Genomic DNA, 15,490 nt, shown 5'->3' with positions numbered 1-15,490 from the left:
GTCGATGCGGCTGACGTCATTTTCAGCCGCCGGCTATCGGTCCCTGCAGTCGATCAGGCTGGATATCGGCCAGGTCTCGGTGTTTGTCGGCGAAAACGGTGTCGGCAAGTCCAACCTCTATCGGGCGCTGCAACTCATCAAGGCTTCCGCCGAGGGTTCGCTCGCTCGCGAGATCGCGGGCGAGGGCGGCATGAGTTCGGCGTTGTGGTCGGGCAAGCGACGCACCGGCCAGCCTGCTCGCGTCAGCATCGACGCCAAGTTCGTGGATGACGAAACGGCGGCGAAATACACCTACAAGGTCGAGATCGGCCTGCCGCCCCCGGTGTCGGCCGGCTTTGCCTTCGAACCGCATGTCAAGGAAGAGACGCTTGTTGTCGAGGCCGGGCGACGTCCGGTCGAGATGATGACGCGCAAGGGGCCGGCGGTGTTTGCCCGTGACAGTGAGGGCCGCCGGGTCGAGCATCCCGAGCGCATCTTGAATTCCGAAACCGCGCTTGCGCTTCTGGGGGCTGCAGGGCGCTATCCCGAAGTCGGTGATCTGCGCGCCGCCGTTGCCGGCTGGCGCTTCTATCATGGCTTTCGCACCGATGCCGATTCGCCGGTGCGCAAGCCGGCCTTGGCGACGACGTCGCCGATGCTCGACGAGGATGGCGCCAACCTGGCCGCTGTGTTCGCCACGCTGCGCCACATTCGCGACGATACCGTCGATCTCGACGCCTGCATCGCCGAGGCCATGGGCGGGGCGCAACTGGACGTGCCGGTGCCAGGCGAGAACGCGACGTTCGGGTTGATGCTGCCGGAATTTCCGCAACGCCTGTTTCGGCCGCAAGAATTGTCCGACGGGCAGATCCGCTTCCTGGCGCTGGCCGGCGCGCTGATGTCGTATCGCCTGCCCCAGCTGATCGCGCTCAACGAGCCGGAGTCGAGCCTGCATCCGCGCATGTTGCCGTCGCTGGCCGACATGATTGCGCGCGCCGCCGCACGCACGCAGGTCTGGGTGGTGACGCACTCGCGTGAGCTTGCCGATCTTGTGCGCGATCGCACCGGGTCTCGCGCGCTGACTGTCGTGCGCATCGAAGGAGCGACGATGATCGAAGGCATGCGCCCGACGGGCCTCATGCCGGACGATGACTAAGCGCGTGCAATACGCGGCTTGATGAGAGACCAGCCGAGCGTCATGCCGGCGGCAGCGACCAGGATGGCGGCGGCACCGATGAGCTGCAGCGGCTGCAAGCGATGGCCGAAGGCCAGGAAGTCCGCCAGGATGGCCACGACCGGATAGATGAAGGACAGCGCGCCGACGAGGTTGGTCGGCAGCTTCTGGATCGCGCCGTAAAGCAGGATGTACATCACCCCCGTATGGATGACGCCGACGGCGACGAGCAGCGCCCAGGTGCTTGCGTCGGTGGGGAGTTGAGCGAAATTGGCGAAGGGCGCGAGCATCGCAATGCCGACCGTCACCTGGATCAGCGCGATCAGATGCGGCGGCACGCCCTTGAGCTTCTTGGTGATGATGGCGGCAATCGCGTAGAAGAACGCGGCGCCCAGCGCCAACAGGATGCCGCCGAGATAATCGGTGCCGACAGAACCGGTGTCGGGCTTGGCCTGGACGATCATCAGCATGCCGCCGAAGGCGATGCCGAGCCATGCCAGCTTGGTCAGTGTCAGGCGCTCGCCAAAAAACAGCGCGCCCAGCGCCACCAGCATGAAGGGTTGCGTGTTGTAGACGGCGGTTGCGATCGAGATCGAAGCGCGCGGAAAGGCGGCGAACAACAGAACCCAGTTGGAGACGATGGCGATCCCGCCGATGGCGGCATAGACGATCTGGCGGTGCGACATGAAGTCGGCCCGGAACAGGCCCAACGCAGCGCAGACGATCAGCAGGGTGATCGCACCAAAGGCGCAGCGCCAGAATACCACATCCATGACAGGCTGGCCCGACAGGACGACGAACAGCCCGATCGTGCCTGAAATCACCATTGCAGCGGTCATTTCGACCGTGCCGCGCAGCTTGTCCGACATTCTCAGCCTCTTTTGTTCAGGGCTGTATTTGTATGCGTGTGGTTCGAGCGAATATATGGATATGCGAAGGCATTTGCGTGGTTAAGGCTAATTCTGTAAGGTCGTATGACGAAGATGCCTAAGAGGTTCGCATGCTGGACGATCTGGACAGGCGCATTGTCGAAATTCTTGTCGATGACGCCCGGATTTCGCTCAAGGAGCTGGCGCGGCGGGTGAACCTGTCGTCGCCCAGTACGTCGGAGCGGCTGCGGCGGCTGGAGGAACGCGGCGTCATCCGTGCCTTCACCGTCGACATCGACCCGCACGCGCTCGGCTACACGCTGCAGGCGATCGTGCGCATCCGGCCGCTGCCCGGCAAGCTGCATCAGGTCCAAAAACTGATCGAGGACATTCCGCAGTTCTCGGAATGCGACAAGGTGACGGGCGACGATTGCTTCATCGCCCGGCTGCATATCCGTTCGATCGACGAGCTCGACAAGATCCTCGACCAGATCACCGACAAGGCCGAGACCAACAGCTCCATCGTCAAGGCGCAGCCGGTAAAACGGCGCTTGCCGCCGCTGGTTTGAGGTAACAAAAAAGCCGGCGCATGGGCTGCGCCGGCTTTGATGTTCGAATGAAAGAAATCAGCCGATCTTCTGGCCGGTCTTGGCCCAGTCGGACAGGAACATCTCGAGGCCCTTGTCGGTCAGTGGGTGCTTGACCAGCGCCTTGAGCGTTGCCGGCGGGATGGTGGCGACATCGGCACCAATCATTGCGGCGCGCTTGACGTGTTCGGTCGAGCGGATCGACGCGGCGAGGATCTCGGTGTCGAAGCCGTAATTGTCATAGATGTGGCGGATCTCGGCGATCAGCTCCATGCCGTCGACGCCCATGTCGTCGAGGCGGCCGATGAACGGCGAAATGAAGGTGGCACCGGCCTTTGCGGCGAGCAGGGCCTGGTTGGCGGAGAAGCACAAGGTGACATTGACCATGCGGCCTTCCGAGGTCAGCGCGCGGCAGGCGCGGAGACCGTCGAGCGTGAGCGGCACCTTGATGCAGATGTTGTCGGCGATCTTCGACAGGACCGCCGCTTCCTTCATCATCTCGGAGAATTCGGTCGCAGCGACTTCCGCTGAAACAGGGCCTTCGACGATGTCGCAGATTTCCTTGGTCACTTCGGCGATGTTGCGGCCGGACTTGAGAATCAGCGAGGGGTTGGTGGTGACTCCGTCGAGAAGGCCGAGCTCATTGAGCTCACGGATGTCCTTCACGTCGGCCGTATCGACGAAAAACTTCATAACAGTCTCCTTAGCAATGGAAGGATGCCCCTGGGGCACCACGCTTGTCGGCCTTTGCTCTAAACCAAGTTCGGGGCAAGGTCACGCGTCATGACCGCCGATTCGCCAAGAACAAGAGCCGCCGCCGTGCTGGTGCCGATGCCGGCCGAGCGCCCCTATTCCTATGCGGTGCCCGACGGCATGCAGGTGATGCCGGGTTCGATCGTGCGTGTGCCGCTGGGGCCGCGCGAGGTGGCCGGCATCGTCTGGGACGGGCCTGTCGAAGTGGTCGACCCCAAGAAGCTGCGGCCCATCGCCCATGTCTTCGATTGTCCGCCCATCACCGAGCATATGCGGCGCCTGGTCGACTGGATCGCGCAGTACACATTGTCACCGCCCGGCATGGTGGCGCGGATGATCCTGCGCGCGCCCGAAGCCTTCGACCCGGAGCCATGGACGGAAGGCATCAAGCGCAGCGACGGCGAACCCGACCGGATGACGGCGGCACGCGCCCGGGTGCTTGAAATGGCGAATGACGGCATGGCCTGGACGCGTTCGGGGCTGGCGCACGCCGCCGGCGTTTCCTCGACCGTCATCGACGGGCTGAGGGCGCAGGGCGTGTTCGAGACGGTGATGATCCCGCCACGCCCGGTGGTGGCCGCGCCCGACACGTCCTACGGCAGTGCCGAGTTGACGGGCGACCAGGAAGCGGCGGCGGTCAGCCTGCGCGCCCAGGTGGAAGCCGACCGATTCGCCGTCACCCTGATCGACGGCGTCACCGGCTCGGGCAAGACGGAGGTCTATTTCGAATCGGTGGCGGCGGCGCTCGACAAGGGCAAGCAGGTGCTGATCCTGCTGCCGGAAATCGCGCTGACCCAGGCCTTCCTCGAACGCTTCCAGAACCGCTTCGGCGCCAAGCCCGCCGAATGGCATTCCGACCTGCCGCCGAGGATGCGCGAGCGCGTCTGGCGCCAGGTGGCGGAAGGTGGCGTGCGTGTGGTCGCAGGCGCGCGCTCGGCGCTGTTTTTGCCGTTCAACAATCTCGGCCTTATCGTCGTCGACGAAGAGCACGACCCTGCCTACAAGCAGGAGGACCGCGTCTTTTACAACGCCCGTGACATGGCCGTGGTCCGTGCCCATATCGGCGGCTTTCCGGTGGTGCTGGCATCAGCGACGCCGTCGGTCGAAAGCCGGGTCAATGCCGAGCAAGGCAAGTATGCGCGGGCCGTCTTGTCGGCCCGATTTGCCGAGGCGGCACTGCCCAAGCTTGCCACCATCGACATGCGGCGCGCGCCGCCGGCGCGTGGCGGCTTCCTGTCGCCGGTGCTGCTTGGCAAGATGCGCGAGACGCTGGGGCGCCAGGAACAATCGCTGCTGTTCCTCAACCGTCGCGGTTATGCGCCGCTGACGCTGTGCCGGGTCTGCGGCCACCGCTTCGGCTGCCCGGTCTGTTCGGCCTGGCTGGTCGAGCACCGCTTTCGCGGTCAACTCGTCTGCCACCATTGCGGCCACAACGAAAAGCGCCCCGAAGCCTGCCCGGAATGCGGCACTTTCGATCATCTCGTCGCCTGCGGGCCGGGGGTCGAGCGCATCGCCGAGGAGGTGGTGTCGCACTTCCCCGACGCACGAACCATCGTGCTGTCGTCGGACATGCTGGGCGGGGTAAAGCGGCTCAGGCTGGAGCTGGAAGCCATCGCCAATGGCGACGCCGACATCGTTATCGGCACCCAGCTTGTCGCCAAGGGCCACAACTTTCCCAACATGACGCTGGTCGGCGTGGTCGACGCCGATCTGGGCCTCGCCAATGGCGATCCGCGCGCGGCCGAGCGCACCTATCAACTGCTGTCGCAGGTGACGGGGCGGGCAGGGCGCACCGGCAAGAAAAGCCTTGGCCTGCTGCAGACCTTCCAGCCCGACCATCCGGTCATGCGGGCGATCGTGTCAGGCGATTCGGAGGCCTTCTACGACAGGGAGATTTCCGAACGCGAGAAGGCCGCATTGCCGCCCTTTGGCCGGCTCGCCGGCATCATCGTCAGTGCGGCGACACGGCCCGAGGCGGAAAGCCATGCGCGTGGCCTGAGGCGCGCGGCACAGGTGGCGCAGGACGTCCATGTGCTCGGCCCCGCCGAAGCGCCGCTGGCCTTGATCGGTGGGCGTCACCGCTTCCGGCTGCTGGTCCAGGCCGACCGCAAGGCCGACATCCAGGGCTACATCCGCGCGCTGCTTGCGGCCGGGCCTAAGGTGCGCGGCTCGGTGCGTGTGCAGGTGGATATCGATCCGCAGAGCTTTTTGTGATTCGGCTATGTCGCTGGCCTTGCGACCATGCCGAGAAGTGGTGGTTTTGGGCTCGGGCCAATCATTGTCTTCTCCAGCGTATAAGCTGCGGCTGCCAAGCGCACTGCAACTGCATGTTCGATGGTCGGAACCTGGTCGGCGTTTGGCGGTTCGAAAAACAAAAACAACCGGCCCTCTGGCGCAAGCAAGGAGCGGATCTCCTTGAGTTCGCGCGCGGCTTCGAGCCAAAACAGATTGACGTTGATGGCAAAGACCTTGTCGAAGGGGCGGCCCTTGCCCGACCAGCCCGCGAGAGCGCCTTGAACGACAGCCGCCTTGCCTGACGTAATCGCGGCGCGGTTCTTGTCCTCAGCCGAACTCACCGCGCTGTCGGATCGGTCAACGCCGGTGATGTGACCGTCGATCAGCAACGGCGTGATCTCCGCCATGGCGACGCCGCGCCCGCAGCCGATCTCAAGCAGCCGGTCGCCTGACCTGATGTCGAGGTGGCCGACCGCCCAGGCAATTCGTTCCGGTATCGCCATGATCCTCTCCTTGGACGTAGTGAGGGGAGCATATTACTCGCCCGGCAATGACTCGAATGGATTGATATGCATGATACCGAGCGGCTCAAAATGCCTGCCGTTCGCAGTCAGCAGCAAAAGATCGTGCGCTTGTGCTGTTGCGGCTATCAGCACATCGGCCAAGCCGGGATGGCGGCCGCTGGCAACGGCTGCGTCTTCCATCGCACCGGCGACCCTCGCGACACGAGCGTCGACGGCCAGAATGCGATCACCAAAAACGGACAGCAGCGAATCAAGCCATGTCGCAAGCCGCTCAGCCCGCGCCGTGCCGCCAGAACGGTCCAGCTTACGAATACCCTTCTCCACCTCGGCGACGGTAATGCTGGATATGTAGAGGGTCTGGGCCTCGCCCTGGGCGGTCATCCAATCCGAGAATTCCTGTGAGACTGATTTTCTCTCGGGAGCGAAAGCCGACAGGACGGACGTGTCCAGCAAGTAGCCTGTCACAGATCGATCTCACGCATCGGAGAGTCGTTGCGCTCGAACTCCAATCCGCCGGGAAAGCTCATGAGAAAAGCCCCAAGATTGGGCTTGTGCTTGGGATAGAGGCGGTTCGCATCGCTCACCGGGATCACCACAGCTGCTGGCCTGCCGTGCTTGGTGATAATGGTCGGCTCGCCGTTCTCGGCCGCCTCGACTACGGCGGAAAACCCTGCCTTCGCATCCCGAACCTGCATCGTTTTCATGGCCGCGCGTCCTTGTGGTCTCATGTGGTCATAATATAGGGGGTCCAGGGGCAAAAAGCCAGCATTGGCGTGCTTGCAAGATTGGCCGTGAACGCGCTTCGCGTTGTCCGCATTTGCAGGTTATGATCGCCACGGATTCGCGACCGGTTTAGTAGGTTGGAGCGTCCTTTGCGCCTCGGGTGAAGGTGCGGCGCTCCAATCGGAGGGGGATAGATGGAGTTTTCATTTCCGTGGCCGATGAGCCAGGGCGAGTGGCTGGCGTGGAGTTCGGCGGTGGTCACGCTGCTGTTCGGCGTCATCTTGTTTTTCGCCCCGCGAATCGCCTTTCGCCTGCTCAGGCTGCAAGCCCGTCCCGACAATCCCGAAGCCATCGCCCAAGGGCGCGCCACCATGGCCGGCTTTTTCCTCGGCGTTGGCCTGTGCGCGATACTGCTCGCCCAGCCATGGCTGTACATGGCGCTTGGCGTTTCCTGGCTGTTCACAGCCTTCGGCCGGATCGTCGCCATGATGTCGGACGGTGCCAACACGCCTTACAACTGGGTCGCCATCATTATCGAACTGGCGCTGGCTGCCCTTCCGCTGGGGTTTGTTTTCGGCTTCTGGCTGTGAATCGACGCCAGGCCACCGCTCCAAGGCGCAAGATGCGACAATAGTGCCTCAAATGGCTGTTAGAGGACGTGTTGCGGTCCTCAAAAGCCTGTGCTAGACGGCAATCGACTTTCGGCCGGAGGGATGCGGTTGCCGCAAGCTCCGGGGTCAAAAAACGCAGTAAGGTCAAAGATTTAGCTAGAGTCTAACGCTCGCGCCAACAATCTTGCGGCCTGTCAGACAAGAGAAAAGACGGTCCGTGACCCAATCTTCCTCGCCAATCTCCGGTGTTGCTGAGCGCTATGCGGGATCGTTGTTCGATCTCGCGCTCGAAGCAGGCGCTGTTGCAAAGGTAGAAGCCGACCTCGGTCGTTTCGCGGCGCTGCTTGATGGCAGTGCTGATCTCGATCGCCTGATCAAGAGCCCGGTCTTCTCCGGCGAAGAGCAGGAAAAGGCCATCGCGGCGATCGCCGACAAGGCCAAGATCACCGGTCTGGCCGGCAATTTCCTCCGCCTCGTGGCGCAAAATCGCCGCCTGTTTGCCCTTCCCGGCATGATCAAGGCGTTCCGCCAGATCGCTGCCGAGCATCGTGGCGAAACTTCAGCCGAAGTGACTTCGGCGCATGCGCTGACGGCGGCTCAGGAAACGGAACTCAAGACGGCGCTGAAGAGCGTTGCCGGCAAGGATGTGGCGATCGCGGTCGCTGTTGATCCTTCGCTGCTCGGCGGCCTGATCGTGAAGATGGGCTCGCGCCAGGTCGATACGTCGCTCAAAACCAAACTCAATTCGCTCAAGCTTGCACTGAAAGAGGTCGGCTGATGGACATCCGCGCCGCGGAAATTTCCGCAATTCTGAAAGACCAGATCAAGAATTTCGGCAAGGAAGCCGAAGTCTCCGAAGTCGGCCAGGTTCTGTCGGTGGGTGACGGTATCGCCCGCGTGTACGGTCTCGACAACGTCCAGGCGGGCGAAATGGTCGAGTTCCCGGGCGGCATTCGCGGCATGGCGCTGAACCTTGAAAGCGACAATGTCGGCGTCGTCATCTTCGGTGCCGACCGCGACATCAAGGAAGGCGACACCGTCAAACGTACCGGCTCGATCGTCGACGTTCCCGTTGGTCCCGGCCTGCTCGGCCGCGTCGTCGACGCGCTCGGCAATCCGATCGACGGCAAGGGCCCGATCAAGGCGGTCGAACGCCGCCGCGTCGATGTCAAGGCACCCGGCATTATTCCCCGCAAGTCGGTCAACGAGCCGATGTCGACCGGCCTCAAGGCCATCGACGCTCTGATCCCGGTCGGCCGCGGCCAGCGCGAGCTGGTCATCGGTGACCGTCAGACCGGCAAGACCGCGATCATTCTCGACACCATCCTGAACCAGAAGGCCATCCACCAGTCCGGTCCGGACAAGGAAAAGCTTTACTGCGTCTACGTCGCCGTCGGCCAGAAGCGCTCGACCGTCGCTCAGTTCGTCAAGGTGCTCGAAGAGCGCGGCGCGCTCGAATACTCGATCATCATCGCCGCCACGGCTTCCGACCCGGCTCCGATGCAGTTCTTGGCACCGTTCGCCGGCTGCGCCATGGGCGAATATTTCCGCGACAACGGCATGCACGCGCTGATCTCGTATGACGATCTGTCCAAGCAGGCCGTCGCCTATCGCCAGATGTCGCTGCTGCTGCGCCGTCCGCCCGGCCGCGAAGCCTATCCCGGCGACGTCTTCTACCTGCACTCGCGTCTTCTCGAGCGCGCTGCAAAGCTCAACGACGACAATGGCGGCGGCTCGCTGACGGCTCTGCCGGTCATCGAAACCCAGGCCAACGACGTGTCGGCGTACATCCCGACCAACGTGATCTCAATCACCGACGGCCAGATCTTCCTCGAAACCAACCTGTTCTTCCAGGGCATCCGTCCTGCCGTGAACGTCGGTCTGTCGGTTTCGCGCGTCGGTTCGTCGGCGCAGATCAAGGCGATGAAGCAGGTCGCCGGCTCGATCAAGGGCGAGCTCGCTCAGTACCGCGAAATGGCGGCCTTTGCGCAGTTCGGCTCCGATCTCGACGCCGCCACCCAGCGCTTGCTCAACCGCGGCGCACGCCTGACCGAACTTCTGAAGCAGCCGCAGTTCTCGCCGCTGAAGACCGAAGAGCAGGTCGCGGTGATCTTCGCTGGCGTCAACGGCTACCTCGACAAGCTGGCGATCAACCAGGTCGGCCGCTTCGAGCAGGGTCTGCTTGCGCATATGCGTTCGGACGGCAAGGACGTTCTCGACGCGATCCGTATCGAAAAGGCGCTGAGCGACGACGTTCGCGGCAAGCTCAAGGCCCATATCGACGCGTTCGCGAAAAACTTCGCCTGACACTGACGGGTAAGGCATGGCTTCGTTAAAAGACCTCCGCAACCGTATCGCCTCGGTCAAGGCGACGCAGAAGATCACCAAGGCGATGCAGATGGTCGCCGCGGCGAAGCTGCGCCGTGCGCAGGAAGCTGCGGAAGCCGCGCGTCCTTATTCACAGCGCATGGGCGCCGTTCTGGCCAACATTGCCGGAGCAGTGGCCGGGGGCAGCGATGCCCCGGCGCTGATGACCGGCACCGGCAAGGACGACGTGCATCTGCTCGTCGTCTGCACGGCCGAGCGCGGCCTGTGCGGCGGCTTCAATTCGCAGATCGCGCGTTTTGCGCGCGATCACATCCGCAAGCTTCTCGCTGCGGGTAAGACGGTGAAAATCATCTGCGTCGGCAAGAAGGGTTTCGACATCCTGCGCCGCGACTACGCGTCGATGATCATCGAGCGTGTCGATCTGCGCGAAGCCAAGCAAGTCGGCTTCGTTCACGCCGACGGCATCGCCAAGAAGGTGACGTCGCTGTTCAACGACGGTGCGTTCGACGTCTGCACGCTGTTTTATTCGGAATTCAAGTCGGTGATCGCACAAATCCCGACGATGCAACAGATCATTCCCGCCGCTGCCCCGGCCGTTGGCGCCGATGCGGATGCCGCGGGCGGTGCCGTCTACGAATACGAGCCCGAGCCGGGCGAGATTCTGAGCGACCTCATTCCGCGCAACATTTCCGTGCAGGTTTTTCGGGCGCTGCTCGAAAACGCCGCCGGCGAGATGGGCGCCAAGATGAGCGCCATGGACAATGCGACGCGCAACGCCGGCGACATGATCAACAAGCTGACGATGTCCTACAACCGCCAGCGTCAGGCTCAGATCACCAAAGAACTGATCGAAATCATTTCGGGCGCGGAAGCGCTCTAATCGACCAAAGAGGTTAACACCATGGCTAAAGCAGCTACTCCGAAAGCGGCTCCGGCGGCGGCAAAAGCCCCGGCAGCAAAGAAGGCGGCGCCCGCCAAGGCAGCAGCCGTGAAGGCTTCGGCTCCTGTATTGTCGGCCAAGGGCGTGGCTGGCCGCGTCTCCCAGGTCATCGGCGCCGTTGTCGACGTATCCTTCGACGGCGGTAACCTGCCCAAGATCCTGAACGCACTCGAGACGATGAACGGCTCCAACCGCCTCATTCTCGAAGTGGCGCAGCATCTCGGCGAAAACACCGTTCGCTGCATCGCCATGGACATCTCGGAAGGCCTCGTTCGCGGCCAGGCCGTGTATGACACGGGCGAGCCGATCATGGTTCCGGTTGGCGACGAAACGCTCGGCCGCATCATGAACGTCATTGGCGAGCCGGTCGACGAAGCCGGCCCGGTCAAGACCAAGTTGAAGCGCGCCATCCACCAGGAAGCGCCGGCTTATGTCGACCAGTCGACGGAAGCGCAGATCCTCGTCACCGGCATCAAGGTCGTCGACCTGCTGGCACCTTATGCTCGCGGCGGCAAGATCGGCCTGTTCGGCGGTGCTGGTGTGGGCAAGACCGTTCTGATCCAGGAACTGATCAACAACGTCGCCAAGGCGCATGGCGGTTATTCGGTGTTCGCCGGTGTTGGCGAGCGCACCCGCGAAGGCAACGATCTCTATCACGAAATGATCGAGTCGGGCGTCAACAAGGACCCGCACGAGAACAACGGCTCGACCGAAGGTTCCAAATGCGCCCTGGTGTTCGGCCAGATGAACGAGCCGCCCGGTGCGCGCGCCCGCGTCGCCCTGTCGGGCCTGACCATCGCCGAGCATTTCCGCGACCAGGGCCAGGACGTGCTGTTCTTCGTCGACAACATCTTCCGCTTCACCCAGGCGGGTTCGGAAGTGTCGGCTCTGCTCGGCCGTATTCCTTCGGCCGTGGGCTATCAGCCGACGCTGTCGACCGACATGGGCCAGATGCAGGAACGCATCACCACCACCCACAAGGGTTCGATCACCTCGGTGCAGGCGATTTACGTGCCCGCCGACGATTTGACCGATCCGGCGCCGGCAACCTCGTTCGCGCATCTTGACGCGACGACCGTTCTTAACCGCGCGATCTCCGAAAAGGGTATCTACCCGGCCGTGGATCCGCTCGACTCGACCTCGCGCATGCTCGACCCGCTGATCGTTGGCGAAGAGCACTACTCGGTCGCCCGTCGCGTTCAGGAAATCCTCCAGCGCTACAAGTCGCTGCAGGACATCATCGCCATTCTGGGCATGGACGAGCTGTCGGAAGAGGACAAGGTCACCGTCGCCCGCGCCCGCAAGATCGAGCGCTTCTTGTCGCAGCCGTTCTTCGTCGCCGAAGTGTTCACCGGTGCGCCGGGCCAGCTGGTTCCGCTCGAAGACACGATCAAGAGCTTCAAGGGCCTTGTCGACGGCGAATACGATCACCTGCCGGAAGCTGCCTTCTACATGGTCGGCGGCATCGACATGGCGATCGAGAAGGCCCAGCGCCTGGCTGCGGAAGCGGCATAATCATAAAAGCTGCAGCGCGGGCCCCAAGGTCCGCGCTGTCGCGCCGATGACTGCCCGGCATTCGGGCAGGTCTGCTCGGAACTTTCTCCAAGCATTTGTGAGACACCATGGCTGAAGCTTTCAAATTCGAACTGGTCTCGCCCGAGCGTCTGCTCGTTTCGGAGCAGGTCGAGTCCGTCGTCATTCCGGGTGCGGAGGGCGAAATGACTGTCATGGCCAACCACGCGCCGGTCATGACCACGATCAAGCCGGGTGTCGTGACGGTGAAGACCGTTGCCGGCAAGGAAGAGCGCTACGTCGTTTTCGGCGGATTCGCCGACATTGTTCCGGCTGGCTGCACGCTGCTCGCCGAATCGGCGACGCCGGTCAAGGATATCGACCGCGCTGAACTGCTGCGTCGTATCCAGGAAGCGCGCGAGGACGTCTCGGACGCCAAGGAAGATCAGGCCCGCACCAAGGCGGAAGCCTATCTGAACCATCTTTCGACGCTGGAAGCCGCTATCTAAGGTTTTCGCAAGCGGGCTGCGGCCCGAGGAATCAATACTGCGAGCCGTCGGTCACCCCGGCGGCTTTTTGCTTTTTGAGGTCCAAGTACCCGTTCTGATGCGATGTCAGTTGGTTGGGTTGTCCGCCCAAGTCCGGACCGCGTCGATCAGCGATAGCAAGTCGTGCGGGCGGGCGCGTGCCTCAGTTGGCGTGCCCGAAAAGCGTGGTGCGGGAGCCGGCTGCATGATGCCGTCGAGCTCGACGAAGCTCTGTCGGGCGACAAGATGCGGATGCCTTGCGGCTTCATGAAGGTCGAGCACCGGCGAAACGCAGGCGTCGGAATATTCAAGCAGAGCGAGCCATTCGGAGCTGCCGCGCGTGCGGATCAGCGCGGCGATTTTCTCCCGAAGGGCTGGCCAGTTGCGCGGGTCCGCACGGAGAAGCCGTGCGTCTTCATCCAGGCCGATTGCCTTGCGAAACAGGTCGAAGAACTGCGGCTCGATCGGGCCGACGGCAATGTGCACCCCATCGGCGCATTCATAGGTGCCGTAATAAGGCGCGCCGCCATCGAGCAGATTGGCCTCGCGCTCGGCTCTCCAATGTCCGGCGGCCGCCATGTCATGGGCCATTGTCATCAGCTGGATGGTGTCGTCGCAGATCGCGCTGTCCACGACCTGTCCGGTTCCGGTGCGTTGCGCGGAAAGAAGTGCCGCCAGCATGCCGCTGACAAGGAACATCGCGCCGCCGCCGAAGTCGCCGACAAGGTTGAGCGGCGGCAAAGGCCGCTCGGCCGGTCCGATCGCGGCGAGCGCGCCGGTGATGGCGATGAAGTTGATGTCATGACCTGCATGGGCTGCCAGCGGCCCGGTCTGGCCCCAACCCGTCATCCGGCCATAGACGAGGCGTGGATTGCGCTCGAGTATTGGTTCAGGCCCTAGGCCGAGCCGTTCCATGACGCCGGGCCTGAACCCTTCGATGAGGGCATCGGCACTGTCGACCAGCTTTCGCACCATTTCCGCGTCGTCAGGGTCCTTGAGGTCTGCCTCCACAGTCGGCCGCCCGCGCCCGGAAATGGGGTCGGGCAGCGTCGGCACCGCACCCGGTCGAGCTATGCGGATGACATCCGCACCCATGTCGGCGAACTGCATGGCGGCGAACGGAGCAGGCCCGAGGCCGACGAACTCGACGACGCGGATACCAACAAGTGGGCCTTTGGCCGGTGCCGGCATGATGCTTCTTTCCTGGTCAGACGAGCCGTGGCAGCGCTGTAGCGTTCATGGCCTGGCAATCCACGGGGACACTATCGCGCGCCGGCGGCGACCAGGATCTTTTCGATCTCGGAGAAGCCGTGCTTGCGTGCGTTCTGAAGCGGTGTCACGCCGTCACCGTCGGCAAGGTTGACGTCGGCGCCGGCGTCAACGAGCAGCTTGACGATCGCGACATGACGCGGCCCGCCATCGGCCAGCACGATCGCCTCCAGCAGAGCCGTCCAGTTGAGCTTGTTGACATGGTCGACATCGACGCCGGCCTCGATCAGCGTGCGCACGGTGTCGACATGGCCGCGTTCGGCCGCGGGGATGAGGGCTGTGCCGCCATAACGGTTGGTGCTCTTGAGGTCAGCGCCGTGCGTGAGCGTCATGCGCAGGATTTCCAGATGTCCGCGCGCGCCGGCGTAAAGGTAAGGGCTGTCGCTGATGGCGTCCTTGGCGTTGACGTCGGCGCCGGCATCGATCAGCACCTTGGCAGCCTCGACCTGATTGGCATGCGTGGCGACCAGAAGCGCTGTGCGACCGCCTTGGTCGCGGGCGTCGATGCTGGCGCCCTTGGCCAGGAGCTCTCTGATAGCGGGTGCATCGCCCTTCGCCGCCATTGCGTGCAGTTCGCGTTCGAGCATGTCATCTCCAGTAGCGGGTGAAATCCACGCCACGACGGCGAGGAACAGAAAATAAGCAAAGGCAGGCAAAGCCCTGGTCATTTTGGTGCCTTTCAATGCGCGGGGCCAGTCCAGGATCGGAGACGGACAGTTGCTTCCCAACTATTACCTGATGAACCCAAATCTGTGCGCGATTGTGGCCGGGGTACGCAGTGTCTTGTTTGCATCCGCCATACGGGCTATTGCGAAAGTCAGCCGGACGGGGGTCAAAGGCAACGATATCGGGAATCCACTGTGAAGGGCATCATATTAGCCGGTGGTAGTGGCACGCGACTTTATCCGGCCACGCTTGCGGTCTCCAAGCAGATCTTGCCGATCTACGACAAGCCGATGATCTATTATCCGCTTGGCGTTTTGATGCTGGCGGGCATCCGCGACATCCTGATCATTTCGACGCCGCGCGATCTGCCGCAGTTCCAGCAGCTGCTCGGCGACGGGTCGGCCTTTGGCGTGTCGTTTTCTTATGCCGAGCAGCCCGCGCCCAACGGCCTGGCCGAGGCCTTCATCATCGGCCGCGAGTTCATCGGCACAAGCCCGGTGGCGCTGATCCTGGGCGACAACATCTTTTACGGCGATGGGCTTTCCGAGCGCTGCCGCACCGCGGTCGCCCGCGAAAGCGGGGCCTCGGTCTTCGCCTATCAGGTCGAGGACCCGCAGCGCTACGGTGTCGTGAGCTTCGACAAGGCAACCCAGCAGGCGCTGACGATCGAAGAAAAGCCGGCCGAGCCGAAGTCGAACTGGGCGGTCACCGGGCTGTATTTCTACGACAATTCGGTCGTCGACATCGCCGCGTCGATCAAGCCATCCGTTCGTGGCGAGCTCGAGATCACCGA

At 63.1% G+C, this 15,490-nt stretch carries 16 protein-coding genes and 1 pseudogene; 10 read left to right on the top strand and 7 right to left on the bottom strand.

Going from position 1 to position 15,490, the window contains the following annotated elements; all coding sequences use genetic code 11:
* The first annotated feature begins 4 nt into the window (after nucleotides 1-4).
* Nucleotides 5-1,135 carry an AAA family ATPase gene (locus tag AC1RTB_RS11450; RefSeq protein WP_492878977.1) on the top strand — a complete coding sequence of 377 codons (1,131 nt, stop codon included), beginning with the start codon at nucleotides 5-7 and terminating at the stop codon, nucleotides 1,133-1,135.
* Here the strand turns inward: AC1RTB_RS11450 and AC1RTB_RS11445 are convergent.
* Nucleotides 1,132-2,022, bottom strand: coding sequence for a DMT family transporter (locus AC1RTB_RS11445; RefSeq protein ID WP_492878978.1), 891 nt, complete (start codon nucleotides 2,020-2,022; stop codon nucleotides 1,132-1,134). The two genes, AC1RTB_RS11450 and AC1RTB_RS11445, sit on opposite strands and share 4 nt — an antisense overlap.
* Nucleotides 2,023-2,153: 131 nt before the next feature.
* Between AC1RTB_RS11445 and AC1RTB_RS11440 the strand changes: the two genes are divergently transcribed.
* On the top strand, nucleotides 2,154-2,591 hold the full coding sequence (locus tag AC1RTB_RS11440; protein WP_492878980.1) for an Lrp/AsnC family transcriptional regulator: 438 nt from the start codon (nucleotides 2,154-2,156) through the stop codon (nucleotides 2,589-2,591).
* A gap of 57 nt (nucleotides 2,592-2,648) precedes the next feature.
* Here AC1RTB_RS11440 and fsa read toward each other — a convergent pair whose 3' ends face one another.
* Nucleotides 2,649-3,302, bottom strand: coding sequence for a fructose-6-phosphate aldolase (gene fsa, locus AC1RTB_RS11435; RefSeq protein WP_492878982.1), 654 nt, complete (start codon nucleotides 3,300-3,302; stop codon nucleotides 2,649-2,651).
* A 90-nt stretch (nucleotides 3,303-3,392) separates the two neighbouring features.
* On the opposite strand from fsa, the gene AC1RTB_RS11430 reads away from it, so the two are divergent.
* Nucleotides 3,393-5,576, top strand: coding sequence for a primosomal protein N' (locus tag AC1RTB_RS11430; RefSeq protein WP_492878983.1), 2,184 nt, complete (start codon nucleotides 3,393-3,395; stop codon nucleotides 5,574-5,576).
* Between the two features lie 5 nt (nucleotides 5,577-5,581).
* Here AC1RTB_RS11430 and AC1RTB_RS11425 read toward each other — a convergent pair.
* From AC1RTB_RS11425 to AC1RTB_RS11415, 3 genes and pseudogenes are all read right to left on the bottom strand, one after another.
* A pseudogene (locus tag AC1RTB_RS11425) lies at nucleotides 5,582-6,115 on the bottom strand (SAM-dependent methyltransferase); the annotation flags it as partial.
* Between the two features lie 18 nt (nucleotides 6,116-6,133).
* On the bottom strand, nucleotides 6,134-6,586 hold the full coding sequence (locus AC1RTB_RS11420; RefSeq protein ID WP_492878985.1) for a type II toxin-antitoxin system VapC family toxin: 453 nt from the start codon (nucleotides 6,584-6,586) through the stop codon (nucleotides 6,134-6,136).
* The gene (locus AC1RTB_RS11415) at nucleotides 6,583-6,825 is read right to left on the bottom strand and encodes a type II toxin-antitoxin system Phd/YefM family antitoxin (RefSeq protein ID WP_492878986.1); all 243 of its coding nucleotides are present in this window, start codon (nucleotides 6,823-6,825) and stop codon (nucleotides 6,583-6,585) included. The genes AC1RTB_RS11420 and AC1RTB_RS11415 overlap by 4 nt, the downstream gene beginning before the upstream one ends.
* A gap of 213 nt (nucleotides 6,826-7,038) precedes the next feature.
* Between AC1RTB_RS11415 and AC1RTB_RS11410 the strand changes: the two genes are divergently transcribed.
* From AC1RTB_RS11410 to AC1RTB_RS11385, 6 genes are all read left to right on the top strand, one after another.
* Nucleotides 7,039-7,434: an AGROH133_08824 family phage infection protein gene (locus AC1RTB_RS11410; protein ID WP_492878987.1), complete on the top strand. Its 396-nt coding sequence runs from the start codon at nucleotides 7,039-7,041 to the stop codon at nucleotides 7,432-7,434.
* Between the two features lie 238 nt (nucleotides 7,435-7,672).
* Entirely contained in the window at nucleotides 7,673-8,233 is a 561-nt protein-coding gene (locus tag AC1RTB_RS11405) for a F0F1 ATP synthase subunit delta (RefSeq protein WP_492878988.1), read from the top strand.
* Nucleotides 8,233-9,762, top strand: a complete 1,530-nt coding sequence (atpA, locus tag AC1RTB_RS11400) for a F0F1 ATP synthase subunit alpha (RefSeq protein WP_492878990.1) — start codon at nucleotides 8,233-8,235, stop codon at nucleotides 9,760-9,762. Before AC1RTB_RS11405 ends, atpA begins: the two co-directional genes overlap by 1 nt.
* A gap of 16 nt (nucleotides 9,763-9,778) precedes the next feature.
* The gene (locus tag AC1RTB_RS11395) at nucleotides 9,779-10,663 is read left to right on the top strand and encodes a F0F1 ATP synthase subunit gamma (RefSeq protein WP_492878992.1); all 885 of its coding nucleotides are present in this window, start codon (nucleotides 9,779-9,781) and stop codon (nucleotides 10,661-10,663) included.
* A 21-nt stretch (nucleotides 10,664-10,684) separates the two neighbouring features.
* A complete protein-coding gene (gene atpD / locus AC1RTB_RS11390; RefSeq protein WP_492878994.1) occupies nucleotides 10,685-12,238 on the top strand; it encodes a F0F1 ATP synthase subunit beta in 1,554 nt (517 codons plus the stop codon).
* 107 nt (nucleotides 12,239-12,345) lie between these two features.
* Nucleotides 12,346-12,744 carry a F0F1 ATP synthase subunit epsilon gene (locus AC1RTB_RS11385; protein WP_109574319.1) on the top strand — a complete coding sequence of 133 codons (399 nt, stop codon included), beginning with the start codon at nucleotides 12,346-12,348 and terminating at the stop codon, nucleotides 12,742-12,744.
* Between the two features lie 105 nt (nucleotides 12,745-12,849).
* On the opposite strand, the gene AC1RTB_RS11380 is transcribed toward AC1RTB_RS11385, so the two are convergent.
* Entirely contained in the window at nucleotides 12,850-13,953 is a 1,104-nt protein-coding gene (locus tag AC1RTB_RS11380) for a CaiB/BaiF CoA transferase family protein (RefSeq protein WP_492878996.1), read from the bottom strand.
* A 71-nt stretch (nucleotides 13,954-14,024) separates the two neighbouring features.
* A complete protein-coding gene (locus AC1RTB_RS11375; RefSeq protein ID WP_492878998.1) occupies nucleotides 14,025-14,618 on the bottom strand; it encodes an ankyrin repeat domain-containing protein in 594 nt (197 codons plus the stop codon).
* Between the two features lie 273 nt (nucleotides 14,619-14,891).
* Here AC1RTB_RS11375 and AC1RTB_RS11370 point away from each other — a divergent pair.
* Nucleotides 14,892-15,490, top strand: a 599-nt coding sequence (locus tag AC1RTB_RS11370; protein ID WP_492879000.1) for a sugar nucleotidyltransferase, incomplete at its 3' end; no start/stop codon positions are given.

This window comes from Aminobacter sp. GW821-FHT11F06 (genome assembly GCF_058808215.1).
This window is presented reverse-complemented; position numbering and strand designations above follow the sequence as displayed.